Annotated in this window: 19 protein-coding genes; 12 read left to right on the top strand and 7 right to left on the bottom strand. The window is 74.9% G+C overall.

The features are described 5' to 3' along the window. Window positions 1-46 precede the first annotated feature (46 nt). The 3 genes from ACFWXO_RS30840 to ACFWXO_RS30830 all read right to left on the bottom strand — a co-directional run bounded on the left by ACFWXO_RS30840 (window position 47) and on the right by ACFWXO_RS30830 (window position 4185). Window positions 47-268, bottom strand: a complete 222-nt coding sequence (locus tag ACFWXO_RS30840; protein WP_375890505.1) for an MbtH family protein — start codon at window positions 266-268, stop codon at window positions 47-49. Window positions 269-343: 75 nt separating this feature from the next. Continuing rightward, window positions 344-1732, bottom strand: coding sequence for a serine hydroxymethyltransferase (gene glyA / locus ACFWXO_RS30835; protein WP_380527725.1), 1389 nt, complete (start codon window positions 1730-1732; stop codon window positions 344-346). A 14-nt stretch (window positions 1733-1746) separates the two neighbouring features. Further along, on the bottom strand, window positions 1747-4185 hold the full coding sequence (locus ACFWXO_RS30830) for an amino acid adenylation domain-containing protein (RefSeq protein WP_380527723.1): 2439 nt from the start codon (window positions 4183-4185) through the stop codon (window positions 1747-1749). Between the two features lie 292 nt (window positions 4186-4477). Here ACFWXO_RS30830 and ACFWXO_RS30825 point away from each other — a divergent pair, with 292 nt between their 5' ends. Next, window positions 4478-5857: a condensation domain-containing protein gene (locus ACFWXO_RS30825; protein ID WP_380527721.1), complete on the top strand. Its 1380-nt coding sequence runs from the start codon at window positions 4478-4480 to the stop codon at window positions 5855-5857. Next, window positions 5854-8214, top strand: a complete 2361-nt coding sequence (locus ACFWXO_RS30820; protein ID WP_380527720.1) for a non-ribosomal peptide synthetase — start codon at window positions 5854-5856, stop codon at window positions 8212-8214. Before ACFWXO_RS30825 ends, ACFWXO_RS30820 begins: the two co-directional genes overlap by 4 nt. Before the next feature lie 42 nt (window positions 8215-8256). Here the strand turns inward: ACFWXO_RS30820 and ACFWXO_RS30815 are convergent, their stop codons facing one another. Further along, window positions 8257-9627, bottom strand: a complete 1371-nt coding sequence (locus tag ACFWXO_RS30815; protein ID WP_380527719.1) for a DUF1015 family protein — start codon at window positions 9625-9627, stop codon at window positions 8257-8259. Window positions 9628-9719: 92 nt separating this feature from the next. Between ACFWXO_RS30815 and ACFWXO_RS30810 the strand changes: the two genes are divergently transcribed. Then, entirely contained in the window at window positions 9720-10283 is a 564-nt protein-coding gene (locus tag ACFWXO_RS30810; RefSeq protein WP_375887056.1) for a tetratricopeptide repeat protein, read from the top strand. A gap of 72 nt (window positions 10284-10355) precedes the next feature. Continuing rightward, window positions 10356-11393 (top strand): HAD-IIA family hydrolase, encoded by a 1038-nt coding sequence (locus tag ACFWXO_RS30805; RefSeq protein ID WP_380527716.1) that lies wholly within the window; start codon window positions 10356-10358, stop codon window positions 11391-11393. 219 nt (window positions 11394-11612) lie between these two features. Here the strand turns inward: ACFWXO_RS30805 and ACFWXO_RS30800 are convergent, their stop codons facing one another. Beyond that, a complete protein-coding gene (locus ACFWXO_RS30800; protein WP_380527715.1) occupies window positions 11613-11960 on the bottom strand; it encodes an SCP2 sterol-binding domain-containing protein in 348 nt (115 codons plus the stop codon). 166 nt (window positions 11961-12126) lie between these two features. Here ACFWXO_RS30800 and ACFWXO_RS30795 point away from each other — a divergent pair, with 166 nt between their 5' ends. The 4 genes from ACFWXO_RS30795 to ACFWXO_RS30780 all read left to right on the top strand — a co-directional run bounded on the left by ACFWXO_RS30795 (window position 12127) and on the right by ACFWXO_RS30780 (window position 15056). Further along, the gene (locus tag ACFWXO_RS30795) at window positions 12127-12951 is read left to right on the top strand and encodes a hypothetical protein (protein WP_380527713.1); all 825 of its coding nucleotides are present in this window, start codon (window positions 12127-12129) and stop codon (window positions 12949-12951) included. After that, on the top strand, window positions 12935-13213 hold the full coding sequence (locus ACFWXO_RS30790; protein WP_380527712.1) for a hypothetical protein: 279 nt from the start codon (window positions 12935-12937) through the stop codon (window positions 13211-13213). The genes ACFWXO_RS30795 and ACFWXO_RS30790 overlap by 17 nt, the downstream gene beginning before the upstream one ends. A gap of 36 nt (window positions 13214-13249) precedes the next feature. Continuing rightward, entirely contained in the window at window positions 13250-14056 is an 807-nt protein-coding gene (locus ACFWXO_RS30785; RefSeq protein ID WP_380527728.1) for a TlyA family RNA methyltransferase, read from the top strand. Between the two features lie 91 nt (window positions 14057-14147). After that, window positions 14148-15056 (top strand): NAD kinase, encoded by a 909-nt coding sequence (locus tag ACFWXO_RS30780; RefSeq protein WP_380527711.1) that lies wholly within the window; start codon window positions 14148-14150, stop codon window positions 15054-15056. A 25-nt stretch (window positions 15057-15081) separates the two neighbouring features. Here the strand turns inward: ACFWXO_RS30780 and ACFWXO_RS30775 are convergent, their stop codons facing one another. Beyond that, window positions 15082-16584 (bottom strand): PLP-dependent aminotransferase family protein, encoded by a 1503-nt coding sequence (locus ACFWXO_RS30775; protein WP_380527710.1) that lies wholly within the window; start codon window positions 16582-16584, stop codon window positions 15082-15084. Window positions 16585-16870: 286 nt separating this feature from the next. Between ACFWXO_RS30775 and ACFWXO_RS30770 the strand changes: the two genes are divergently transcribed. The 3 genes from ACFWXO_RS30770 (at window position 16871) to ACFWXO_RS30760 (ending at window position 20653) form a co-directional block, all read left to right on the top strand. Further along, window positions 16871-17416, top strand: a complete 546-nt coding sequence (locus ACFWXO_RS30770) for a YitT family protein (RefSeq protein ID WP_380408396.1) — start codon at window positions 16871-16873, stop codon at window positions 17414-17416. 88 nt (window positions 17417-17504) lie between these two features. Further along, window positions 17505-19238: a DNA repair protein RecN gene (gene recN / locus ACFWXO_RS30765; protein ID WP_375887347.1), complete on the top strand. Its 1734-nt coding sequence runs from the start codon at window positions 17505-17507 to the stop codon at window positions 19236-19238. Window positions 19239-19486: 248 nt separating this feature from the next. Then, the gene (locus ACFWXO_RS30760; RefSeq protein WP_380527708.1) at window positions 19487-20653 is read left to right on the top strand and encodes a glycosyltransferase family 4 protein; all 1167 of its coding nucleotides are present in this window, start codon (window positions 19487-19489) and stop codon (window positions 20651-20653) included. A 19-nt stretch (window positions 20654-20672) separates the two neighbouring features. Here ACFWXO_RS30760 and ACFWXO_RS30755 read toward each other — a convergent pair whose 3' ends face one another. Further along, window positions 20673-22679, bottom strand: a complete 2007-nt coding sequence (locus ACFWXO_RS30755) for a glycoside hydrolase family 15 protein (protein ID WP_375887078.1) — start codon at window positions 22677-22679, stop codon at window positions 20673-20675. A 733-nt stretch (window positions 22680-23412) separates the two neighbouring features. Between ACFWXO_RS30755 and ACFWXO_RS30750 the strand changes: the two genes are divergently transcribed. After that, complete coding sequence (locus tag ACFWXO_RS30750) at window positions 23413-25095, top strand: CTP synthase (RefSeq protein WP_375887081.1); 1683 nt, start codon at window positions 23413-23415, stop codon at window positions 25093-25095. The last annotated feature ends 131 nt before the right edge of the window (window positions 25096-25226 follow it).

Below are 25226 nucleotides of genomic sequence, written 5' to 3'. Positions count from 1 at the left end.
GGCTGGGAGTTGTGTATAAGAGACAGGGTCGCGGCCGGGCCGCAGGTCAGCCCTTGCTGCCCTGGCTGCCCTCCATGGCCCGCCGCAGGCTGCGCGGGCGCATGTCGGTCCACACCTCGGAGACGTGCTCCAGGCACGCCTGGCGGGTCCCCTCGAAGCCCTCCGCCCGCCAGCCGGCCGGGACCTCCCGGTCGGCCGGCCAGACGGAGTACTGCTCCTCGTCGTTGAGGACCACCAGGTACCGGCGGTCGTCGTCGGGCTCGCTCATGTTCGTCCTTCCGTTGGGGCCTGGGTGGGACCTGGGCCGGGCCTGGGCAGAGCCTGGGCGGGGCCTAGGCGGGGCCTAGGCGGTGGCGTAGCCGGGCAGGGGGAACTTGGCCGCCAGTTCGGCGACCTGGGAGGCGACCGAGTAGCGGACGTCGTCGGGCAGTTCGTAGCTGCGCGGCCCGAGCGGCGTGACGGCGGACAGCACGGTGTCGATCAGCTCGGCGCAGCGCCCCGCCTCCGCCCCGGACATCCCGCGGTGCGCGGCGCTGTTGGAGCCCAGCCGCACGCCGCCGCCGACCAGCGGCGGGGTGGTGTCGCCGGGCACCCGGTTCTTGTTGACCACCATCCCGCACTCCTCCAGCGCCTCCTCGGCCACCAGGCCGCTGAGGCCGCGGGTCCGCAGGTCGACCAGGACGGTGTGGTTGTCCGTCCCGCCGGAGACGATCGGGTAGCCGCGCCGGCCGAGTTCGGCCGCCATGCCGCGGGAGAAGGAGACGATCCGCTCGGTGGTGGCCGCGAAGGCCGGGGTCGCCACGATCGCGAGGGCGCGGGCCTTGGCCGCGATGCTGTTGAGCGCGGGCGCGCCCTGGTAGTACGGGAAGATCGCGCGGTTCAGGAAGGTGCCGAGGTCGCCGTTGCCCTTGGGCGCCGGGGCGTCGTGGTCCCGGCCGACCAGGATCAGGCCGCCGCGCGGGCCGAACAGCTGCTTGTGGGTGCAGGCGGTGGTGATGTGGGCGTGGTCGACCGGGCTCGGGTGCAGGCCGGTCGCGACCAGTCCGGCGACGTGCGAGATGTCGGCCATCAGGTAGGCGCCGACCTCGTCGGCGATGGCCCGGAAGCGGGCGAAGTCGACGATCCGGCTGTAGGCGGTGGCCCCGCAGATGATCACCCGGGGCCGGTGCTCCCGGGCCAGCTCGGCCACCTGGCCGTAGTCGATCAGCCCGTCCGCGTCCAGCCCGTACCCGACGGCGTCGAAGTACTGTCCGGCGTACGCGGCGGGGCTGCCGTGGGTGAGGTGGCCGCCCTCGGCCAGGTTCATCCCCAGCAGGGTGTCCCCGGGGTTCAACAGGGCGGACAGCACCGCGTAGTTGGCGGTGGTCGCCGAGTGCGCCTGGACGTTGGCGTAGCGGGCGCCGAAGACGCTCTTGGCGCGCTCGATCGCCAGGCTCTCGATGTCGTCGATGACGCCGCAGCCGGCGTGGTAGCGGCGGCCCGGGTAGCCCTCCGCGGTCACGTTGACCGCGGTCGAGGCCTGGGCGGCCAGCACCGAGGGGTCGACCACGCTGGAGGAGGCCACCAGCGACAGGGTGGCGTTCTGCCGGGCCTGCTCACGGGCCAGCACCCGGTGGAGCTCCGGGTCGTCGGCGGCGAGCTTCTCGGCACCGGCGACCAGCAGGTCGCGCACGGTGTCCTCGGTCTCGTCCGCGTCCTCCGGGGCGCGGCCGGGGGCGGGTGAAACTGACATGGGACCGTCCTTCGTCAGAGCGGCCGGGCGAGTTCGCGTGCCAACTCGGCCACGGTGGGAAAGTCGAACAGGGTCCAGACGTCGAGATCCACCCCGAGGGCGGCCCGGATCCGGGTCGCCAGCTTGACGGCGGCCAGCGAGTGGCCGCCCAGCTCGAAGTAGTCCTCGTGCGGGCCGACCTCGGCGATGCCCAGCGACTGGGCGAACAGCGCGCGCAGGGTGCTCTCCAGGTCGGACCCGGTATCCTCGGCGCCCTTCGCGTCCCCGGCGCCGTCGGCGGGGGCGGGGGTTTGAGCGGGGACGGCGGCGGGGGCGGGGGCGGGGGCGGGAACGGCGGCGGCAGCGGGGGCGGCCTGGGCCGGGCCGGCCAGCGCACGGCGGTCGAGCTTGCCGTTGGTCGAGGTGGGCAGTGCCGCCAGCTCGGTGAACTGCTTGGGCACCATGTAGGCGGGCAGCACCTCGGACAGCGCGGAGCGGCACTTCTCCGGGTCGAAGGCGCCCGGCCCGGCGGGCACCACGAAGGCGGCCAGCCGCCGGGCATCGTCCTCCCCGACCGGGAGCACCGCGGCCTGCCCGACACCCGGCTGTGCGCGCAACACGGTCTCGATCTCGCCGAGTTCGATCCGGAAGCCGCTGATCTTGACCTGGTCGTCCAGCCGCCCGAGGTACTCGATCTGCCCGTCGGTGCGGTACCGGGCGAGGTCGCCGGTGCGGTACAGCCGCCCGCCCGGGGCGAAGGGGTCGGCGACGAACCGCTCCCGGGTCAGTTCCGGCTGCCGGTGGTAGCCGAGCGCGACCTGGACGCCGCCGATGCACAGCTCGCCCGCCACGCCGACCGGCACCGGTTCGAGCCGCTCGTCCACGACGTACAGGCCGGTGTTGGCGATCGGGCGGCCGATCGGCACGTCCCGCCCGGCGAAGTCCGGCGCGGCCTGCCAGTGCGAGACCTCGATGGAGGCCTCGGTGGGCCCGTAGAGGTTGTGCAGTTCGCAGTCCAGCTGCCGGAAGAAGGCCCGGACGGTGGTCGGGGTGAGCGCCTCGCCGCTGGCGAAGACCAGCCGCAGGCCGGCGCAGTGCCCGGCCAGGTCGTCCTCCTCCAGGAAGGCGTCCAGCATGGAGGGCACGAAGTGGATCACGGTGACGCCCCGGTCCCGGACGGTCCGCTTGAGGTAGCGGGTGTCCCGGTGCCCGCCCGGGCGGGCGACCACCAGGCAGGCGCCGGAGACCAGCGGCCAGAGGAACTCCCAGGCCGAGACGTCGAATCCGAACGGGGTCTTCTGCAGCACCCGGTCGTCCGGGCCGAGCGGGAAGCGCCGGCGCCGCCAGTGGACGGTGTTGAACACGCCCGCGTGGCGGTTCAGCACGCCCTTGGGGCGGCCGGTGGAGCCCGAGGTGTAGATCAGGTAGACGGGGGTGTCGCCGGTGATCTCCGGGCGTCCGGCCTCCGGCGCCTGCGCGCCCTCCCGGACGGCCTCCTGGACGGTCAGGGCGGTGACACCGGGCCCGGCGAGCGCCTCGACGTCCTCGGGGCGGCAGAGCACGGTGGCGGCGCCGGAGTCCTCGACCATGTACCGCACCCGGTCGGCGGGGAGTTCGGGATCGAGCGGCACGTAGGCGAGCCCGGCCTTGAGCACCCCGAGGATCGCCACCACCAGCTCGACCGAGCGCTCCAGGTGGATCCCGACGAAGCCGGAGCCCGCGCCTGCGGTCAGCCGGCGGCTCACCAGGGCGGCGCGCCGGTCGAGTTCGGCGTAGCTGAGCACCTCGTCCTCGAACTCCACCGCGGGCGCGGCCGGGGTCGCCCGCGCCTGCTCCTCGAAGGCCGCCACCACGGTCGAGTCCGGGTACGGCGTCCGGGTGCCGTCGCCGTTCCACTCGGTGAGGATCCGCTCGCGCTCCTGCGGCGAGCCGAACCGGGCCCGGCGGGCCGCTCCGTCGGGGTCGGCGACCAGCGCGGCCAGCAGCCGGGCCGTGTGCTCCAGCACCCGGGCGGCGGTGGCCTCGTCGAGCAGCGCCGGGTCGTACGCGGCCTCCAGCAGGGCACCGGGGCCGGCCTGGCCCAGCCTGACGGTCAGCGGGGCCTCGGCCCCGTCCACCGGGCCGCTCACTCCGGCGACTTGACGCTCCACCTGCTGCCGGATCCCGCGCAGGTCGGCGTCCTCGTCGACCGAGATCCGCACCGACCCGGGCCCGTCCAACGTCAACTCGACGTCCTGTTGGCCCGCGTAGTGGTGCAGCAGGACCGCGAGCACGGCCGCGAGCACCGCGTCCGCGCCGCCGCCGGGTTCCTCTGCCAGGCCCAGGAATCGCTCCAGGACCGGTTCCGGAACCGGATGCGTACGCGAACTGCCGCGTTCGGTCGGATGATTGGCGAGCCACCGGTCGCACGGCAACCGCACCAGGCCCACGGCCGCCGTCGTGACGAGGCCGCCGGCCACGTGTGTGCCGGTCATTCGCGACTCCCGGAAGTGAGCATGCACCGGACAGGTTCGAGATCAAGGGATACCGCACCGGCCGAGGTATGACAACCAACTGCCTTTCCCGTTGGACTTTTCCGGGGACTTTCCGGCCCACCCCCGGGGAGGATCTTCCGCAGAGTGCGTACGGCTGACAGACTGGACCGATGATCGCCCGCCCGCCGGCGCACTCCCTCCCGGCGCGGCCGAGGCATTGCGGGCGGCTCCGCGCCACCCCCGCCACCTTCCGACCTCGCCCCCGACGTTCCGACACTTCGATGGGAGCACGATGCCCGGTTCCGTCGGCGCGGCCGACCCGGCCGAGCGGTACGAACTGTCCTCCGGCCAGGAGGCGCTGTGGATGTTCGAGCAACTGGTGCCCGGCACCGCCGCCTACCACGTCCCGCTGGCCTTCCGGCTGCGCGGCCCGCTGCGGCCCGAACTGCTGCGGGGGGCGCTGACCCTGGTGGTGCGCCGGCAGGAGGTGCTGCGCACCGCCTTCCGCGCGGACGAGGGCGACCCGTACCAGCTGGTGCTGCCGCCCGGCGAGGCCGAGTTGCCGCTGTGCGAGGTCGCCGACGGGGCCGAGCTGGCGGACGCCCTGCACCGGGAGGCGCGTGAGCCCTTCGACCTGGCGGCGGGTCGGCCGTTCCGGCTCCGGCTGTTCCGGCTCGGCCCCGAGGAGCACGTGCTCAGCCTGGTGATGCATCACATCGCCACCGACGGCTGGTCCTTGCGGGTGCTCACCGACGAACTGTCCGCCGGGTACGCGGCACTGCTGGCCGGCAAGGACCCGGAGGCGGTGCTGCCCGAACTGCCGGTGCCGTACCGGCGGTACGCCCGGTGGCAGCGGGAGTGCTTCCAGGGGCCGGAGCTGGAGGAGCTGCTCGGCCACTGGGAGGCCGCCCTGCGCGACCTCCCGGCCGTCGACCTGGCGGCGGGGCGCAGCCGCCCCCGGCGGCCGTCCTTCGCCGCCGACCGGCTGGTGGTCCGGCTCGACCCGGAACTGCACCGGGCGCTGACCGAACGGGCCCGGGCCGCCCGGCTCTCGCTGTTCCCGCTGCTCGGCGCGGCGTTCTCGCTCGCCCTGACCGAGCGCACCGGCCGCCCCGACACCGCCTTCGCCACCCTGTTCGCCGGCCGCGGCGAGCCGGAACTCGAACCGCTGATCGGCTACTTCGTCAACATGGTGGTACTGCGGGCGGACCTCGCCGACGACCCCACCGTCGAGCAGCTCGCCGCCCGGCTGAACGCCGCGACCCTGGCCGCCATCGACCACGAGGTGCCGTTCGGCGCCGTGGTGCGCCGGCTCGCCCCGGCCCGCCGCCCGGGCCGCAACCCGCTCGCGCAGGTCACCCTCCAGCTGCGCACCGGCGGCAGCGCCCCCGGCCGCCCGGAGCTGCCCGGTGTCAGCTGCGAGGACGTCGACCTCTATCCCGGGCGGCACGCCTTCGACGCCACGGTGACCTTCATCGAGGACGGCCCGGACTTCCTGCTCAGCATCGAGTACTCCACCGAGGCCTTCGACCCGGCCTGGGCGGCCGGCCTGGCCGAACAACTGCAGGCCCTGCTCCGGGCCGCGCTGGAGCGCCCGGGCGCCCGCGGCTCCGACCTGCTGGCCGCGGCCCCGTACACCCGTCACGAACCCCACCAGGGAGCCTCCTCATGACCGAGCACGCCGACCCCGTCCTCCCGGTGCTGTGGGGTGACCGGCCCGAGGCCGTCGAGTCCGGGCCGCTGACCGGCCTGCCGGCCGCCGCGCCCGCGGACCTCGCCGCCGGACTGGGCGCGCTGGTGCTGCGCTACGGCGGCCTGCGGCCGGTCACCGTGTGGGGCCGCGCCGAGGGGCAGCAGGAGTGGACGGCCTGGCGGATCGAGCCCGCCGAACTGGCCGGAACCGGATCATCCGCGCCCACCCTGGCGGCCTGCCGGGCCGCCCTGGCCCGGCACTGCGAGGGGTTCCCCGAGGGGCGCCCGCTGGAGCTGTCCGTCCACCCGGACTCCTCCCCCGCCGTGTTCGCCCTCACCCCGGCCGCTGACGGCGGCTGGACGCTGCGCGTGCGGGCCACCGCCCGGCCGGACGACGCGCACGCCCTGGACCGGGTCGCCGCGCACCTGGCCGCCTTCCTGACCGCCCCCGACGGGCAGCGGATCGACCTGGTCGACCACCTCACCCCCGCCGAGCGCGAGCTGGTCGCCGAGGTCAACCGGCCCGGGCCGCCGCTGACCGAACCGGTCTGCCTGCACCAGCGGGTGGCCCGGCGGGCCGCCGAGGCCCCCGAGCGGATCGCCGTGGTGCAGGGCGGGCTCAGCCTGACCTACGGCGAACTGGACGCCAAGGCCGAGGCCCTGGCCGCCCGGATCGCCGCCCTCGGCGTGGGGGTCGGCGGGCGGGTCGGGGTGGCCGCGACCCGCAGCGCGGAGCTGGTGGTGGCGGCGTACGCGGCCTTGAAGACCGGAGCCGCCTTCGTCCCGCTGGACCCGATGCTGCCCGCCCACCGCCGCGAGGTGCTGCACCGCCTCGGCCGGGTCGACGTGGTGGTCGCCGACGCCCTGGGCGCCGCGAACGGCGCCGACAGCAGCACGGGGGTGCCGCTGATCGTCCTCGGCCCGGTCGAGGAGCTGCCGGCCGCCCCGGCCGGTTCGCTGCCGTCGGTGCCGGTGACCGGCCGCGACCTCGCCTACGTGATCTTCACCTCCGGCTCCTCCGGCGAGCCCAAGGGCGCCCTGCTCGACCACGTCGGCCGGACCAGCATGATCCTGGACCTCAGCGCCCGCTACGAGCTGGGCCCCGGCGACCGGATCCTCGGCGTCTCCTCGCCGAGCTTCGACATGACGGTGTACGACGTGTTCGCCGCGCTGATGACCGGCGCCACGCTCGTCCTGCCGGAGCGCGGCCGGGAGAACGACGTCGAGCACTGGGCCGAGCTGGTCGAGCACGCCGGGATCACCGTCTGGCACTCCGTCCCGTCCTCGCTGGCCCAGTTCCTGCGCACCTGGGGCACCGGCCGCACCGGCGCGCTGCGGGCCTTCCTGCTGGGCGGGGACTGGATCCCGCTGGCCCAGCCCGACGCCGTCCGCGCGGCCTTCCCGCAGGCCCGGTTCATCAGCCTGGGCGGCGCCACCGAGGTCTCCGTGGACAGCACCTACTACGACGTGGCCGCCGTCGACCCGCGCTGGCGCTCCGTCCCGTACGGGCGGCCGATGACCAACCAGAGCGCCCACGTGCTGGACGCCTTCGGCGCACCGGCGGCCGTGGACCAGCTCGGCGAGCTGTTCCTCGGCGGGCTCGGCGTCGGCTGGGGCTACCAGGACCGGCCCGCCTTCACCGCCGAGCGCTTCCTGCCCGACCCGTTCTCCGCCGTCCCCGGCGCCCGGCTCTACCGCACCGGCGACCTGGCCCGGCTGCGCGCGGACGGCGAACTGGAGCTGATCGGCCGGGTCGACCACCAGGTGAAGATCGGCGGGGTGCGGATCGAGCTCGGCGAGATCCAGTCCTGCCTGCGCGAGCACCCGGCGGTGGCGGACGCCGTCGTGGTGCCGGTGCGCGACTCGGCGGGCATCGCCCAGTCGCTGGCCGCCTACGTGTCCGTGACCGGAGAAGCCTCCGTCGAGCAGCTCCGCGCCCACCTGCGCGAGCGGCTGCCGGAAAGCATGGTCCCGGCCCGGGTGTTCGCCCTCGCCGAGCTCCCGGTCAACCAGAACGGCAAGATCGCCCGCCCGGAGCTCGAACGCCTCGCCGCCGAGGCCGCAGCGCCGGTACCCGACTCCGACCCGGCCGTCCGCACCGCCGTCGGCGAAACCTGGCACGAGGTGCTGGGCCTGCCCGAACTCCCCGGCGCCGCAGATTCGTTCATCGACCTCGGCGGCAACTCCCTCGCCGCCATCCAGGTCGTCGGCCGGTTGAACCGCCGCTTCGGCACCGCACTGAAGGTCGCCGACCTGATCACGGCGGACACCGTAGCCGCAGTCGCCGCCATCGTCACCCAACGCCGCGGCACCAGCAAGCGCCCCTCCCTGCGCTGACACCATCGCGACGGGGCGGGGGGGGGGCCCGCCCCCGGCGGCCTAGCCCAGCGGAAGGCTGCGCAGCACCAGCCCGGTGGCCGGCTTCGGCCCGAACGAGGTGGACTTGCGCGGCATGGTGACGCCCTGTTCGGCCAGCCTGCGCACCACGCTCTCCCGGACCGGGTGCAGCAGTACGGCGGTGCCTCCGGTGCGGGCGGCCTCGCGCTCGGCGGCCGCGGCGGTGTGCAGGTAGCCGATGTCGTCGGGGCCGTCGGGGACGTGCCAGGTGTGGTCGAGCAGGGTGGCGTGCAGCACGGTGGCGTCCAGGCGGCGCCACTCCTCGGGCCGGTCGTGCGGCACGGTGGCCCCCAGCAGGGCCTCCTCCGGCTCGCCGAGCAGCCAGAACACGCCGTCGCCGCCGGTGAGGACGAAGCCGTTGCCGCCGTGCCGCTTCTGCTCGGCGAGGGCCTGGAGGGCGGCGGTCAGCGGACCGGGGACCTCCTTGACCTTCCACTGGTCGCCGAGCTTCTCCAGGGCCTCGGCCACCGGCAGCCGGTACAGCACCCGGTGGATGGCCCGGACCCGCAGCGGGTAGCGGGCGGTGTCCACCAGCAGCACCATGCCGCGGTCCCACGGGCTGCGGGGCAGGTGGCGGTGTTCGCGCTGGAGCCGCAGGTACATCTCCCAGCGGTGGTGGCCGTCGGCGATCAGGGCCCGGCAGGTGGCCAGGTCGCGGCTGATCTCGCCGAGGTCGGCGGGGTCCGTGACCGCCCACAGGCGGTGGTGGGTGCCGTCGGTGGTGGCGGTGGAGAGCAGCGGCTCGCCCTCGACGGTCCGCTCGATGACGCCGGAGGCGCCGCCGTTGCCGCGGTAGGTGAGCAGCAGCGGTTCGAGGTTGGCCCGGGTGGTGCGCATCAGGCCGACCCGGTCGGCGACCGGCCGGGGCATCACGTCCTCGTGGGGGAGGACGACGCCGGCCTCGGGGCCGCTCACCGCGAGGGCGCCGATCAGGCCGCGCTGGAGCAGCTCGGGCGTGTCACCGTTGCCGGGGACCCGCTGCTCGTAGACGTAGATGGCCGGCTCCGGGTCGGCGGCGAGGACGCCCTCGCGCTGCCAGGCGGCCAGCAGCCGGGCGGCGTGCCGGTACTTGGTGTCGCGGTCGGGGCGGTCGCCGGCGTCCTCGGGCTCCGGGCGGGGCAGGATCAGCCGGACCACGTTGTGCGGGTCGGCGGTCTCCAGGTCGAGCCGGCGCCCCGGGTCGACGACGTCGTACGGCGGGGACATCACCGAGGCCAGCGCGCCGACCCGGTCGGGGACGTAGCGCAGGCCACGGAAGGGGGACAGGGACAGGCCTGCGGTGGCGACGTGCCCGGGATCGCCGGGGCCGCCCACGGGAGTCTCGACTCCGTCTTCTGCACTGGGTGTGCTCATTCTGGGCATCGTAACCGGGTACGCGTTGTTGAGAGATCGGAATCCCCGTGCCGAACGGTCGGACGGGTGTACGACCGAGGGCGAGGTACGGCATGGAGGACGGGCAGGAACGGTTGGACGGCGGTGCGTCGGGGGAGCGCGTGCCGACGGGCGGCGTGCCCGCCCAGGGGCGGACCGGGGAGCCGGTCGGGGACGTCTACGACTGGTTCCGCCGGGGCGCGAAGCTGCTGGCCCAGGGGCACCCGGCGGCGGCCGAGCAGTTGCTGGCCCGGGCGGCGGAGGCCGAGCCGCACTCGCGCAGCATCCGGGAGGCGCTGGCCCGGGCGCAGTTCGACGCCGGTTCGTACGCGGCGGCGCTGGAGAACTTCCGGGCGGTGGCGCAGGCCGATCCCTCGGACGACTACGCTCAGTTCGGGTGGGGGGTCGCGGCGGCCCGGCTGGGCGACTTCGAGACCTCCGCCGAGCACCTGGCGCTGGCGGTGGCCATGCGGCCGGGGACCGACCACTACCAGGCGGCGCTGCGGCAGACCAGGGCGACCCTGGCGGCCCGCGCCGGGGCCTACGGCCCACTGCTGCCGGGGGCGCCCGGCTACCGTGGGCCGGGGGTGCCCGGGCAGGTCGGGGGAGGGCCCGGCGGCGTCGACGAGGACGCCTGACCGGGCGGGCAGTGACGAGCAGACGAACCGCGGTGAACGCGGACGAACCGCAGTGAATGAGGTAGGGCAGGCATGACCGAGACGGCCACCCCCGCGCGACGGACCACCCCCGGCGGCAGCGACCGCCCGCTGACCGAGGCGTACGACACGGCACTGCTGGACCTGGACGGCGTGGTCTACGCCGGCCCGCACGCGATCGAGCACGCGGTGGACTCGCTGGCGACGGCCCGGACGGCCGGGATGCGGCTCGCGTACGTGACCAACAACGCCTCCCGCCCGCCGCGGGTGGTCGCCGAGCACCTGACCGAGCTGGGAGTGCCGGCCGAGCCCGCAGACGTGATCAACTCGGCCCAGGCGGCTGCCCGGGTGGTCGCCGAGAAGGTGCCGGCCGGGGCGAAGGTGCTGGTCGTGGGCGGGCTGGGCCTTGAGGAGGCGCTGGCCGAGCGCGGGCTGGTCGCGGTCCGCTCGCTGGCCGAGGAACCGCTCGCGGTGGTGCAGGGCTTCGACCCGTCGGTCGGCTGGGCGCAGCTGGCGGAGGCCGCGTACGCGGTGCGCGGCGGGCTGCCGTGGGTCGCCTCCAACACCGACATGACGGTGCCGACGGCCCGCGGCATCGCGCCCGGCAACGGGACGCTGGTGGCGGCGGTGCGGGCGGCGGCGGGGGTGGACCCGGAGGTGGCGGGCAAGCCGCTGCCGCCGATGCACCGGGAGACCGTGCTGCGGACGGGTGCGCGGCGGCCGCTGGTGGTCGGGGACCGGCTGGACACCGACATCGAGGGCGCCTTCAACGGCGGGGTGGACAGCCTGCTGGTGTTCACCGGGGTGACGACCCCGATGCAGCTGCTGGCGGCCCCGGTCGAGCACCGGCCGACGTACCTGGCGGCCGACCTGCGCGGCCTGCTGGTCGCGCAGCCGGCGGTGACGGCGGCGGGCGGCGGCTTCGGCTGCGGCGGCTGGACGGCGGTGGCGGAGGGCGGTGTGCTGCGGCTGACCGGTGCCGGGGACCGCTGGGACGGCCTGCGGGCGCTCTGCGCGGCGGCGTGGACGGCGCTGGACGCGGACGGCGGGCCGGTGGACGGGCGGAAGGCGCTGGCCGAGCTCGGGTTCTGAGGTCGCTCGGGACGGTCGTCCGGAACGTTTGTCCGGAACGTTTGTCCGGGACGGTCGTTCGAGACGGCCGTCCCGGACGGTCGTCTGAGTCGTACGTCCGATTCAGACGTCCAGGGCGGGGCCGGGTATCCAGGGCAGGGCCTTCGCAGCAGGCGTCTGACACGGACGTACGAACCGTTCCTCGGTACGGACGTCCGTGTCAGACGCCCGGCCCGGCCCTCAGAGCAGGGTGCGCAGCCGCAGCAGGTCCCGGAGGCCGGCCTCCAGCTTGATCCGGCCGCTCGCCCACGCGGAGGCGAAGTTGAGCTCTCCGCCGACCAGGGCGAGCAGGTCGTCGCCGGCCATGGTGAGCCGGATCGCGGCCTTCTCGGCGGGCTGGCCGGGCACGGCGGACACGTCCTGGATCCGGCCGTCGCGCAGCTGCCCGGTGAAGGTCAGGTCGAGGTCGGTGATCCGGCAGCTCAGGGAGCGGTCGAGGGCGGCGGCCTTCCGGACGTCGCCGGTGGCCTTCGCCATGTTCCGGCTGAGCTGCTCCAGCGCCTCCCGGCACTCCTCGGCGTTCGCCACGGCGCTCGCTCCATCCCCAGGTCACTACGGTGCGGACTGCCGGGCCACGGTACCTCAGGAGGGTTTTGGCGGTAGCGTCGTCGGTGGGGTGCCCGGAATCGCCCGGGTGCCGAGGGCGACGGAGCGCGGCGCGCTGTGCGCGCGCAGGCGCGGAGGAGGCACCCGGATGCTGCCGAGGACGGTGCGGGGAGCGGTAGCGGCCGCCGCCGTGGTGGTGGAGGAGGTCGGCAAGCGGGTCGTCGACACGGCGGCCGCGGTCCTGGAGAAGACCGGCGTCGACGTGGCCGAGGTCGAGCGCAGGCTGGGCGGCCAGTTCCCGCCGTCGGCGAAGACGCTGCAGACCCTGGCGGAGGAGGCCGTCACCGCCGGGCGGGCCGGGGTGGACCTGGCGGTCGGGGTGGCGCGCAACGAGGTGGAGAAGGCCTTCGAGAAGGTCGGGGACCAGGTGACCAAGGTCGGCGTGGTGCTGGCGTACCTGGAGAGCAAGCTGCGCGAGGTCGAGGAGGAGCCCGTCGCGGCCAAGGCCGGGCCGGGCCCGGCCTCGACCGGGTACCCGGCGGAGGAGCCGGTGCCGGCGCCCCGGGCGGACGACCTGTTCGGACGCGGCTGGGAGTTCGAGGACGAGCGTGTGGCGGCGGAGCCGATAGTGGCCGAGCGGGTCGAGGTGGACGAGCCGGTCGAGGTCGATCCGCCGGTGGCGCCGCCGGAGAAGGCCGCGGGGGAGAAGAAGGCCGCCGCCGCGAAGACCACTGCCGCGAAGACCACTGCCGCCGCGAAGGTCGGCGCGGCGAAGAAGGCGACCACGGCGAAGAAGGCCGGTACGGCGAAGAAGACGGCCGTCGCCAAGAAGGCCACGGTGAAGAAGACGGCCACCGCGAAGCGGACCGAGGCGGACGGCCGGGCCGGGGCGGCGGCCGAGCGCACGGCGACCAGGAAGACCACCGTCCGCAAGGCCAGCAGCACGAAGAAGCCCGATGACCGGGACGAGTGAGCCGGGCGCACCGGCCGAGCCCGCCCAGCTCGTCGAGCCCACCCGGCCCACCGAGCCCACTGAGTCCACCGAGCCCGCCCGGTCCGCCGTGGCGGAGGGGCCGCTCGGCGTCGAACTGCTGCCCACCGGGCACCCCGGAGTGGATGCCGGGCTGGCCCGGTTGGAGGCTTTGGACGGGGTCCCGGCCGAGGCGCACGTCGCGGTGTACGAAGATGTTCACCAGCGGCTCGCCGACGCGTTGGCCGCGCTCGACCAGGAATGATCCGCAGGATCCGTAGGAGCTGAAACACCAGTGGCAGTGGCACGACGCCGACTCGACGCGGAGCTGGTCCGCCGCAAGCTGGCCCGGTCGCGTGAGCACGCGTCCGAGCTGATCGCGGCCGGCCGGGTGACCGTGGGTGGTACCACCGCGACCAAGCCGGCCACCCAGGTGGAGACCTCGGCGGCGGTCGTGGTGGCCAAGGACGACAACGACCCCGACTACGTCTCGCGCGGCGGGCACAAGCTGGCCGGGGCGTTCGCGGCCTTCGTGCCGCAGGGCCTGGTGGTCGAGGGCCGCCGGGCGCTGGACGCGGGCGCCTCCACCGGGGGGTTCACCGACGTGCTGCTGCGGTCCGGGGCGGCCCACGTGCTGGCGGTGGACGTCGGCTACGGGCAGCTGGCCTGGTCGCTGCAGAGCGACGAGCGGGTGACGGTGATGGACCGCACCAACGTCCGCGAGCTGACCCTGGAGACGATCGGCGGCACCCCCGTCGACCTGGTCGTCAGTGACCTCTCCTTCATCTCGCTGGGCCTGGTGCTGCCCGCGCTGGCCGCCTGCGCGGCCGCGGACGCGGACCTGGTGCTGATGGTCAAGCCGCAGTTCGAGATCGGCAAGGAGAGGCTCGGCAGCGGCGGGGTGGTGCGCAGCCCGCAGCTGCGCGCCGAGATGGTCCGGCAGGTCGCCGGGCAGGCGTGGGAGCTGGGGCTGGGCGTGCGCGCGGTCACCGCGAGCCCCCTGCCGGGGCCGTCCGGGAACGTCGAGTACTTCCTCTGGATGCGCCGGGACGCCCCGCAGCTGGACCCCGCGGACGCGGACCGGGCCGTGGCGGAGGGGCCCCGATAGGGTGCTCTGCGAGCGTCCGGCCCGTCATGCTGGATGGCGCGGCCGCACCGGGCCGAGGGCGACCCGGCAGGCGTAGGGAGAGGGCAGCGGCATGAGCGATGGAGAACGCACGGTCTTCCTGATCGCGCACACCGGCCGGGAGGCGGCGCTGCGCAGCGTCGAGGCCCTGGTGCACGGGCTGCTGAAATCGGGGCTGCGGATCAGGCTGCTGGAGACGGAGGCGGTGGACCTCGACCTGCCGGACGGGGTCGAGAAGGTGGCCGAGGGGCCGGGCGCGGCGGACGGCTGCGAACTGATCCTGGTCGCCGGCGGGGACGGCACGCTGTTGCGCGGCGCGGAGCTGGCGCGCTCGCACGGGCTGCCGATGCTGGGCATCAACCTCGGCCGGGTCGGTTTCCTGGCCGAGGCGGAGCGGGACGACCTGGCCGTGGTGGTCGAGCGGGTGGTGGACGCCGACTACGAGGTCGAGGAGCGGATGACGATCGACGTCATCGTCCGCACCAACGGCGACGTGTTGCACGAGGACTGGGCGCTGAACGAGGCGTCGATCGAGAAGGCCTCCCGGGAGCGGATGCTGGAGGTGGTGACCGAGGTGGACGGCCGTCCGGTCTCCAACTTCGGCTGCGACGGGGTGGTCTGTGCGACGCCGACCGGTTCGACGGCGTACGCCTTCTCGGGCGGCGGGCCGGTGGTGTGGCCGGAGGTGGAGGCGCTGTTGATGGTGCCGATCTCCGCGCACGCGCTGTTCGCCCGGCCGCTGGTGACCTCTCCGGACTCGGTGCTGGCGGTCGAGGTGCAGCCCAAGACCCCGCACGGGGTGCTCTGGTGCGACGGGCGCCGCTCGGTCGAACTGCCCGCCGGGGCGCGGGTGGAGGTGCGCCGGGGGAAGACGCCGGTGCGGCTGGCCAGGCTGCACCGGGCGCCGTTCACCGACCGGTTGGTCGCCAAGTTCGCGCTCCCGGTGACGGGTTGGCGCGGTCGCTCGAACACCCCCTGCTGACGGTCCGCCGGATCGTCCGGGCGGCTCAGACCGCCAGTGCCTGGCCCTCGTCGGCCGCGCCGAGCCGGCCGCCCGCGGTGGCGCGGGCGGCCACCGCGGCCAGCCGCCGCACGGCGGCGGGGACGGCGGCGGCGGGCACGGTGAGCGGGATCCGGATGTGGTGTTCGAAGGCGCCGTCCGAGCCGAACCGGTTGCCGGCCGCGATCCGGACCCCGGCCCGTTCCCCGGCCTGGGCCAGCGCCGCGCCGGACAGGCCGTCGGTGGTGACCCAGAGCGCGAGGCCGCCGGGCGGCAGCGGGAAGCCCCACTCCGGCAGCTGCTCGGACAGCGCGGCGGCGAAGGCGTGCGCGGTGGCCCGCAGCCGGTCCAGCTGGTGGGCGCGGACGGCCGGGAGCGGTTCGCCCAGCAGTTCGGCGGCGATCAGCTGGTCGAGCACCGGGGTGCCGACGTCGCTGTAGACCCGCTCGGTGGCCAGCCGCCGGACCAGCGCGGGCGCGGCCCGGACCCAGCCGATCCGCAGGCCGCCCCAGAGCAGCTTGCCGGCCGATCCGACGGTGACCACCTGGGCGGCCCGGTCCAGTGCCGCCACCGGGCGCGGCAGCGGCGTGGACTCCGGTACGCCCCAGCCCAGTTCGGCGGTGGTCTCGTCCACCAGCACGATGCTCCCGACGGCCCGGGCGGCGGCCAGCAGCCGGCGCCGCTGGTCCTCGTCGATCAGTGCGCCGGTCGGGTTGTGGAAGTCCGGGATGACGTAGGAGACCTTGGGGGCGGCCCCGCGCAGCACCCGCTGCCACTCCTCCAGGTCCCAGCGCCTGGGGGCCGCGGAGGCGTCGTACGGGACCGGCACCAGGCGGGCGCCGGTGAGGCGCAGCGCCTGGAGGGTGTGGGCGTAGCTGGGGGCCTCGACGGCGACCCGGTCGCCGCGGCCGACCAGGACCCGCTGGACCAGGTGCAGTCCGCCCATCGCGCCGGTGGTGACGAGGATCTGGTCGGGGGTGGTGGGCAGGCCGCGCTCGGTGTAGCGGCGGGCGACGGCCTCGCGCAGCACCGGGACGCCGGTGGGGTAGTGGCCGTGCCCGGCGGCGTACTGCGGCAGCAGTTCGACGGCCCGGGCGGCGGCCCGGCCCAGCCAGGGCTGGGGGGCGGGCAGGGCGGCGACGCCGAGGTCGAGGATCCGGCCCTGTTCGTCCGGCGGGACGGGGTGCAGGGCGTCGCTGGGCGGCGGGGCGCCCTCGGGCAGGGCGGTCCAGCTGCCGGCGCCGCGCCGGCTGAGCAGGTAGCCGTCGCCGCGCAGGGCCTCGTAGGCGGTGGCGACGGTGGTGCGGCTGAGTTCCAGGGCGGAGGCGAGTTCGCGTTCGGCGGGCAGTCGGGCGCCGACCGGGAGCCGGCCCTCGGTGACCAGCAGCCGGATCTGCCCGGCCAGGGTGCGGTAGGCGGGGCGGCGGGCGGTGGCCGGTTCGGGCAGTCGCGCGGTGGCGAGCAGCCGGGCCAGCGCGGGCGGGGTGACGGTGGTGTGCCAGTCGGCCATCGCTGATCAGTCCACTTGCTCGGAATTGGCCCTGTCGGGGGCCGTATTGGCTCTCTCATCATGGCAGTGCGGCCGTCGAGTCCGCCACCGTCGGGCGCGACCCGGCGGTGCAGCACCACCCGCAGGAGCACCAGTGGCCACCACGACCGCACCCACGACCGCACCCACGCCGCCGCCTGCCGTCGGGCCCCGCCCCGGCCTCGCCGTCCGGGTCCTCGGCGACACCCACGCGCTGGGCCGCCGGCTCCCCCAGCTCGCCGTCGGCCTCGCGCTGTACGGGGCGAGCATGGCGCTGATGCTCCGCTCCGGCCTCGGCCTCGACCCCTGGGACGTCTTCCACCAGGGCCTGCAACGGGTGTTCGGGCTCACCGTGGGAGCCTGGGTGACCGTCTGCGGCGCCCTGGTGCTGCTGCTGTGGATCCCGCTGCGCCAGCGCCCGGGGGTGGGCACCGTCGCCAACGTGCTGGTGATCGGCGCGGCGATGGACCTCACCCTGCGGGTGGTCGACGGCCCGCAGGGGCTGCCCGCCCGGGCCGCGCTGACGGCCGCCGCGGTGCTGCTCAACGGCGTCGCCTCCGGCCTCTACATCGGCGCCCGGCTCGGCCCGGGCCCGCGGGACGGCCTGATGACCGGACTGCACCGGCGCACCGGGCGCTCGCTGCGGCTGATCCGCACCGGCATCGAGGTCACCGTGCTCGCCGTCGGACTGCTGCTCGGCGGTACCGCCGGGGTCGGCACGGTGGTGTACGCGCTGCTCATCGGCCCGCTGGTGCAGCTCTTCCTGCCGTGGTGCACGGTGCCCACCGCCGCTCAAACGCCCCGGAAGGAGTGAACCCGGCGGCACGGAGTTGCCGCGCGCCGTTGCCGCTCGTCGCGCTCCGGGGGCGGAACCTCGTAAGGTCGTCTCCGTGTTGGACGAGATGCGGATACGGGATCTTGGGGTCATCGACGATGCGGTGGTCGAGCTGGCTCCCGGCTTCACCGCCGTGACCGGTGAGACCGGCGCCGGCAAGACCATGGTGGTGACCAGCCTCGGCCTCCTGCTCGGCGGCCGCGCCGACCCCGGCCTGGTGCGCCACGGGGCCGGCCGCGCCGTGGTGGAGGGCCGGCTGGAACTGCCCGCGGACTCCCCGGCGGCGGCCCGCGCCGTCGAGGCCGGGGCCGAACTGGACGACGGAGCGCTGCTGATCAGCCGGACCGTGTCCGCCGAGGGCCGCTCCCGGGCGTACGTCGGCGGGCGGGCCGTCCCGGTCGGGCTGCTCACCGAACTCGGCGAGGACCTGATCGCCGTGCACGGCCAGACCGACCAGCAGCGGCTGCTGCGCCCGGCCCGCCAGCGCGGCGCGCTGGACCGCTACGCGGGCGGGACGGTCGCCGAGCCGCTGGCCCGCTACCGGGAGACCTACCGCGCCCTGCGCGAGGTCGCGGCCACCCTGGAGGAGCTGACCACCCGGGCCCGCGAGCGCGCCCAGGAGGCCGACCTGCTGCGCTTCGGCCTGGACGAGATCGCCGCCGCCGAGCCGGTGGCCGGGGAGGACGTCGAGCTGGCCGCCGAGGCCGAGCGGCTCGGCCACGCCGACGCGCTCTCCTCCGCCGCGACCCTCGCCCACGCCGCCCTGGCCGGCGACCCGGCCGACCCGGAGGCGCTGGACGCGGGCACCCTGCTCGCCCAGTCCCGGCGCGCCCTGGACGCCGTGCGCCACCACGACGAGCGGCTGGCCGCCCTGGCCGACCGGCTGAACGAGGTCGGCTACCTGCTGGCCGACGTCGCCGGGGACCTCGCGGGCTACGCCGACGACCTGGACGCCGACCCGGTGCGCCTCGCCGCGGTCGAGGACCGCCGGTCCGTGCTGGCCCAGCTGCTGCGCAAGTACGGCGGCGAGGACAACGACCTCGCCGAGGTGATCGCCTGGGCCGAGGCCGGCTCCGCCCGGCTCGCCGAACTCGACGGCGACGACGAGCGGATCGACCAGCTCGGCGCCCAGGAGACCGAGCTGCGGGCCGAGTTGGCCGAGCTGGCGGCCGAGGTGTCGGCCGCCCGGCAGGCCGCCGCCGGGCGCTTCGCCGAGGCCGTCTCCGCGGAGCTCGCCGAACTCGCCATGCCGCACGCCCGGGTGACCTTCTCGATCACCCGGGTCGACGACCTGGCCGGCATCGAACTGGACGGCCGCACCGTCGCGTACGGGCCGTACGGCGTGGATGAGGTCGAGGTGCTGCTCGCCCCGCACCCGGGTGCCCAGCCGCGCCCGATCGCCAAGGGCGCCTCGGGCGGTGAGCTCTCCCGGGTGATGCTCGCCGTCGAGGTGGTCTTCGCGGGCGCCGATCCGGTCCCCACCTACCTGTTCGACGAGGTGGACGCGGGCGTCGGCGGCAAGGCCGCGGTCGAGATCGGCCGCCGGCTGGCCAAGCTGGCGGAATCCGCCCAGGTCGTGGTGGTCACCCACCTCCCGCAGGTGGCCGCGTTCGCGGACCGGCACCTGGTGGTGGAGAAGACCCACGACGGCACCGTGACCCGTTCCGGGGTCAAGGTGTTGAACGACGAGGAGCGGGTGCGGGAACTCTCCCGGATGCTGGCCGGCCTGGAGGACTCGGAGCTGGGCCGGGCCCACGCCGAGGAGCTGCTGGCCGCCGCCCGGGCCCCTCGCCACAGCTAGGCCCGGTCCGGCCCTGGCCAGCGGATCTCGGCGGATCGGCCCGCCGGGATCGGCCGGACGGGGTCGGCCGGAACCGGCGGTCCTCCCCGCCGGGACGGCGACGCGCCCCCCGTGGCGCCGACTGTCCAAGAGGGCCGCCGACCTGGCATGGTGGCGGCTGGACACTGGCTTTCCAGTCCCGAGCGCCGCCGGGCGGGCAATCCTCGCGAAGCGGCGCGCGAACCTGATCGAGTCGGATGCGAGACGACGTGGACCATTCCGCCGCCCGGGCCACCGCGGCCGCCCCGGAACCGGGGCAGCTGCACGTGGTACTCGTCCTGGCCGCCAGCACCGGCGGCATCGGTGCGCACGTGCGTTCCCTGGCCCAGGGCCTGGTCGCGCACGGGGTGACCGTCACGGTCTGCGCACCGGCCGGCACGGACGCGCTGTTCGGCTTCTCCCGCACCGGCGCGCGGTTCCACACCGTCGACATCACCCCCACCGCGGGGGCCCGCAGCGACGCCACCGCGATCGGCGAGCTGCGCCGGGCCTTCACCGGCGCCGACGTGGTGCACGCCCACGGGCTGCGGGCCGGCCTGCTGTCCGACCTCGCGCTGCGCACCGCCGGCCGCTTCCCGGGCCTGCGCCCGGAGACCCCGCTGGTGGTCACCTCGCACCACGCGCTGCTGGCCACCGGCATGGAGCGGCGGCTGCAGCGGTTGATGGAGCGCCGGGTGGCGCGCGCCGCCGACCTGGTCCTCGGCGCCTCCTCCGACCTGGTCGCCAGGGCCCGTGAACTGGGTGCCACCGACGCCCGGCTGGGCCCGGTGGCCGCCCCGCCGATGCCCGAGGGGCGGCTCGGCCGGGCCGAGGCGCGCGCCGCGCTGCTCGGCGACGGCCCGGACCGCCCGCTGGTGCTGGCGGTCGGCCGGCTCGTCCCGCAGAAGGCCTTCGGGACGCTGCTGGACGCCGCCCAGGAGCTGTCCGCGCTGGACCCGGAGCCGCTGCTGCTGCTCGCCGGGGACGGTCCGGAGGCGGGCCCGCTGCGCGAGCGGGTGGCCGCCGAGAAGCTGCCGGTGCGCCTGCTCGGCTACCGCACCGACGTCCCCGACCTGCTGGCCGCCGCCGACGTGGTGGTGGTCTCCAGCCGCTGGGAGGCCCGCTCGCTGGTGGTCCAGGAGGCGATGCGGGCCGGCGTGCCGGTGGTCGCCACCGCCGTCGGCGGCATCCCCGAACTGGTCGGCGACGCCGCCCTGCTGGTGCCGCCGGGGGACCCGGCGGCGCTCGGCCGGGTGGTGCGCGGGCTGCTCGCGGACCCGGCCCGCCGGGAGCAGCTGGTGGCGGCCGGCCGGCAGCAGGCCGAGACCTGGCCGGACGAGGCCGCCACCGTCGCCCAGGTGCTCAGCACCTACGACGAGTTGGTGCAGCGGGGCTGAGCACCCCCGGCGGTGGGCCTCAGACGCCCGCCCGCTCCACCCGCTCCGCGGCCCGGTCGGCCTCGGCGCCGTCCGGCTGGGCCGACAGGTAGGCGGCGCCGCAGGCGGTCAGCCGCAGGGCGGTGTCGATCAGCGGGACGTGGCTGAACGCCTGCGGGAAGTTGCCGACCTGGCGCTTGAGCCGAGGGTCCCACTCCTCGGCGAGCAGCCCGAGGTCGTTGCGCAGCGACAGCAGCCGGTCGAACAGTTCGCGGGCCTCCTGCACCCGGCCGATCATGGCGAGGTCGTCGGCGAGCCAGAACGAGCAGGCCAGGAAGGCGCCCTCGTGGCCGGACAGGCCGTCCACGTTGTTGCCCGACTCGTCGTGGGTGGGGTAGCGCAGCACGAAGCCGTCCTCGGTGGACAGTTCGCGCTGGATCGCCTCGATGGTGCCGATCACCCGCTTGTCGTCCGGCGGCAGGAAGCCGACCTGGGGGATGAGCAGCAGCGAGGCGTCCAGCTCCTTGCCGCCGTAGTACTGGGTGAAGGTGTTGCGCTCGGGGTCGTAGCCCTTCTCGCAGACGTCCCGGTGGATGGTCTCGCGCAGCACGCGCCAGCGCTCCAGGTGGCCGTCGGAGGGGGCGTCCTCGGGGGTCTGCTCCAGCAGCTTGATGGTGCGGTCGACGGCGACCCAGGCCATCACCTTGGAGTGGACGAAGTGCCGGCGCGGGCCGCGGACCTCCCAGATGCCCTCGTCCGGGTTCTGCCAGTGGTCCTCCAGGTACTCGATCAGGCGCAGCTGGAGGTTGTGGGCGTGGTCGTTGCGGACCAGGCCGGTCATGTGGGCCAGGTGCAGGGCCTCCACCACCTCGCCGTAGACGTCGAGTTGGAGCTGTCCGGCGGCGCCGTTGCCGATCCGCACGGGCAGCGAGCCCTCGTAGCCGGGCAGCCAGTCCAGCGAGGACTCGGTGAGCTCGCGCTCGCCGGCGATGCCGTACATGATCTGCAGGTTCTCCGGGTCGCCGGCGACCGCGCGCAGCAGCCACTCGCGCCAGGCGCGGGCCTCCTCGCGGTAGCCGGTGCGCAGCAGCGAGGAGAGGGTGATCGCGGCGTCGCGCAGCCAGGTGTAGCGGTAGTCCCAGTTGCGCTCGCCGCCGATGTCCTCGGGCAGCGAGGTGGTGGGGGCGGCGACGATGCCGCCGGTGGGGGCGTAGGTGAGGCCCTTGAGGGTGATCAGCGAGCGGACCACGGCCTCGCGGTAGGGGCCCTGGTAGGTGCACTGGCCGGCCCAGTCGTGCCAGAACTCGGCGGTGGCGTCGAGCATCGCCTCGGCGTCCGGGACGGCCGGCGGCTCCAGGTGGGAGGCCTGCCAGGTGAGGGCGAAGGCGATCCGCTCGCCGGCCCGGACGGTGAAGTCGGCGTAGGTGGTGAGGTCGCGCCCGTAGGTCTCGGCCTCGCCGTCCAGCCAGACCGAGTCGGGCCCGGCCACGGCGACGGTGCGGTGGCCGCCGTCGGCCTGCTCGACCCGGTGCACCCAGGGGACGATCCGGCCGTAGGAGAAGCGCATCCGCAGCGCCGAGCGCATCCGCACGGTGCCGGCCACGCCCTCGACGATCCGGATCATCTGCGGCACGGAGTCCTTGCCGGCCAGCGGGCGGGGCGGCATGAAGTCGATCACCCGGACGGTGCCGCCCTGGGCGTCCCACTCCTGCTCCAGGATCAGCGAGTCGCCCCGGTAGCGGCGGCGGTCGGCGGGCACGGCGGGGGCGGCGGCGGTGGGCGGCGGGACGCGCGGGCCGGCGGTGTCGCCGAGGCGCGGCAGGGCGGCCTCGGCGGGGGCGGCGGCCGGGGCGGGGAGCTCGGTCGCCACCGCCTCGGCCGGTCCGATCCGCCAGAAGCCGTGTTCATCGGTGCCGAGCAGGCCGGCGAACACCGCCGGCGAGTCGAAGCGGGGGAGGCAGAGCCAGTCCACCGCCCCGTCCCTGCTGACCAGGGCAGCGGTCTGCATGTCCCCGATGAGTGCGTAGTCCTCGATACGGCCGGCCACGTGGATCTCCAGTTCGCAATGTGGTCAGGGCATCGGCGAACCAGGGAGCGAGCGGGTCTGCGGGGCCGGGGGTTCACCCCGGGACGTCCGGCCCGCCGGGGGGTGGTGGCGGGCCTTGCTGGAGTGTCCGCGCGGGGCTCGGTCGAGCCCCAGGGGGTGGGTGGGGAGGAGCTGGATAACGGGGAGGTCCGGTCGCGCATCGGGGACCGGGAGTGTCCTGACGCTCCCACGCCCTCCGCGTGCTCGTGCTGTCGCGATGCGTCCGTGCAGCTTACGACGGACGAAAGGGGCGAAGCACGCGGGCGCAGCCTCGTGTGGCGCCGCAATTCGGCGGAAATGCCGTGCATCGCGGGGGCGCGGCGCAGGATGGTCCGGAAGGATCAGCTCCGGGTGGCCGTAACGGAGGGGCTGGCATGGCCCGGTCGGAGTACCCCGGCTGGCCCGGTCCGGTGGGTGGTGCGACCGGTGTGACGCGTGCGGCGGATGGTGCGCCGGTGGTGCGCCCGGCGCACGCTCCCGGAGTGCCGAGCGCGGGCCGAGCGCGGGCCGAAAGGCGTCCCGGTCAGGTCACTGTTACCCTGGTATCCCGTGGACCGGCGGGATCAAAACGCCCCGGACCAGCCGAACCGACGACCCTTCGAGCGCCGCGCAGCCTGCCGGCCTCCCGTCGCCCGGCGAGCCCCGAGCCTCCCGCCCACGTCACTTTCGACACGCGACCCACGGGAGCCCCCTCTTGGCACAGCCCCATTCCGGCAAGGCAGCGAACGGCCGCGCCGTGACGACCAAGCACCTCTTCGTCACCGGGGGTGTTGCCTCTTCGCTCGGAAAGGGGCTGACCGCCTCCAGCCTCGGCGCGCTGCTCAAGGCCCGCGGCCTGCGCGTGACGATGCAGAAGCTCGACCCGTACCTCAACGTGGACCCGGGCACCATGAACCCGTTCCAGCACGGTGAGGTCTTCGTCACCGACGACGGCGCCGAGACCGACCTGGACATCGGCCACTACGAGCGGTTCCTCGACACCAACCTGCACGGCTCGGCGAACGTCACCACCGGCCAGGTGTACTCGACGGTCATCGCCAAGGAGCGCCGAGGCGAGTACCTGGGCGACACCGTCCAGGTCATCCCGCACATCACCAACGAGATCAAGTCCCGGATCCGCCGGATGGCGACCGAGGACGTCGACGTCGTGATCACCGAGGTCGGCGGCACCGTCGGCGACATCGAGTCGCTGCCGTTCCTGGAGGCCGTCCGCCAGGTCCGCCACGAGGTCGGCCGGGACAACGTGTTCTTCGTGCACGTCTCCCTGCTGCCGTACATCGGCCCCTCGGGCGAGCTCAAGACCAAGCCCACCCAGCACTCCGTCGCCGCGCTGCGCAACATCGGCATCCAGCCGGACGCGATCGTGCTGCGCGCCGACCGCGAGGTCCCGCAGGCGATCAAGCGCAAGATCTCGCTGATGTGCGACGTGGACGAGGAGGCCGTGGTCGCGGCCATCGACGCCAAGTCGATCTACGACATCCCGAAGGTGCTGCACGGCGAGGGCCTGGACGCCTACGTGGTGCGCCGCCTGGACCTGCCGTTCCGCGACGTGGACTGGACCACCTGGGACGACCTGCTGCGCCGCGTCCACGAGCCGCAGCACATCGTCAAGGTCGCCCTGGTCGGCAAGTACATCGACCTGCCGGACGCCTACCTGTCGGTGACCGAGGCGCTGCGCGCCGGCGGCTTCGCCAACAACGCCCGGGTCGAGATCAAGTGGGTCACCTCGGACGACTGCGAGACCCCCGAGGGCGCCCGCGAGCAGCTCGGTGACGTCGACGCGATCTGCATCCCCGGCGGCTTCGGCGACCGCGGCGTCAACGGCAAGGTCGGCGCCATCACCTTCGCCCGCGAGAACAAGGTCCCGCTGCTGGGCCTGTGCCTGGGCCTGCAGTGCGTGGTCATCGAGGCCGCCCGCAACCTGGCCGGCCTGCCCGAGGCCAACTCCACCGAGTTCGACGCCGCCGCCAAGCACCCGGTCGTCTCCACCATGGCCGAGCAGCTGGCGATCGTCGACGGCAAGGGCGACCTGGGCGGCACCATGCGCCTGGGCCTCTACCCGGCCAAGCTCGCCGAGGGCTCGATCGTCCGCGAGGTCTACGGCGGCGAGCCGTACGTCGAGGAGCGCCACCGCCACCGCTACGAGGTCAACAACGCCTACCGCGCGGACCTGGAGAAGACCGGCCTGCAGTTCTCCGGCCTCTCGCCCAAGGGCGACCTCGTCGAGTACGTCGAGTACCCGCGCGAGGTGCACCCGTACCTGGTGGCCACCCAGGCCCACCCGGAGCTGAAGTCCCGCCCGACCCGCCCGCACCCGCTGTTCGCGGGCCTGGTCAAGGCCGCCATCGAGATCAAGACGGCCCCGGCCGCGGAGTAGTCCTCCTGCTCCCGGCCCCGGTCGCGCACCGGACGGCGGGGCCCCCCCAAGCCCCCGGGGGCCCCGGGGGGGGTGGGTTTTGTTTTGTTGAGGAAAAAGGGGGTCGGGTGTAGGGGGAGAGAGACCAGGGG

Origin of the sequence: Kitasatospora sp. NPDC059088 (assembly GCF_042738155.1) — a bacterium.
Lineage (GTDB): Bacteria > Actinomycetota > Actinomycetes > Streptomycetales > Streptomycetaceae > Kitasatospora.
This window is presented reverse-complemented; position numbering and strand designations above follow the sequence as displayed.

Bases quoted from the DNA above. Each gene is read 5' to 3' on its own strand.
- ACFWXO_RS30820 (WP_380527720.1), top strand. From the start codon at position 5,854: ATGACCGAGCACGCCGACCCCGTCCTCCCGGTGCTGTGGGGTGACCGG.
- ACFWXO_RS30770 (WP_380408396.1), top strand. From the start codon at position 16,871: ATGGCGCTGATGCTCCGCTCCGGCCTCGGCCTCGACCCCTGGGACGTC.
- ACFWXO_RS30810 (WP_375887056.1), top strand. From the start codon at position 9,720: ATGGAGGACGGGCAGGAACGGTTGGACGGCGGTGCGTCGGGGGAGCGC.
- ACFWXO_RS30825 (WP_380527721.1), top strand. From the start codon at position 4,478: ATGCCCGGTTCCGTCGGCGCGGCCGACCCGGCCGAGCGGTACGAACTG.
- ACFWXO_RS30815 (WP_380527719.1), bottom strand. From the start codon at position 9,627: ATGAGCACACCCAGTGCAGAAGACGGAGTCGAGACTCCCGTGGGCGGC.
- glyA (WP_380527725.1), bottom strand. From the start codon at position 1,732: ATGTCAGTTTCACCCGCCCCCGGCCGCGCCCCGGAGGACGCGGACGAG.
- ACFWXO_RS30840 (WP_375890505.1), bottom strand. From the start codon at position 268: ATGAGCGAGCCCGACGACGACCGCCGGTACCTGGTGGTCCTCAACGAC.
- ACFWXO_RS30790 (WP_380527712.1), top strand. From the start codon at position 12,935: ATGACCGGGACGAGTGAGCCGGGCGCACCGGCCGAGCCCGCCCAGCTC.
- ACFWXO_RS30805 (WP_380527716.1), top strand. From the start codon at position 10,356: ATGACCGAGACGGCCACCCCCGCGCGACGGACCACCCCCGGCGGCAGC.
- ACFWXO_RS30830 (WP_380527723.1), bottom strand. From the start codon at position 4,185: ATGACCGGCACACACGTGGCCGGCGGCCTCGTCACGACGGCGGCCGTG.
- ACFWXO_RS30780 (WP_380527711.1), top strand. From the start codon at position 14,148: ATGAGCGATGGAGAACGCACGGTCTTCCTGATCGCGCACACCGGCCGG.
- recN (WP_375887347.1), top strand. From the start codon at position 17,505: ATGCGGATACGGGATCTTGGGGTCATCGACGATGCGGTGGTCGAGCTG.
- ACFWXO_RS30795 (WP_380527713.1), top strand. From the start codon at position 12,127: ATGCTGCCGAGGACGGTGCGGGGAGCGGTAGCGGCCGCCGCCGTGGTG.
- ACFWXO_RS30775 (WP_380527710.1), bottom strand. From the start codon at position 16,584: ATGGCCGACTGGCACACCACCGTCACCCCGCCCGCGCTGGCCCGGCTG.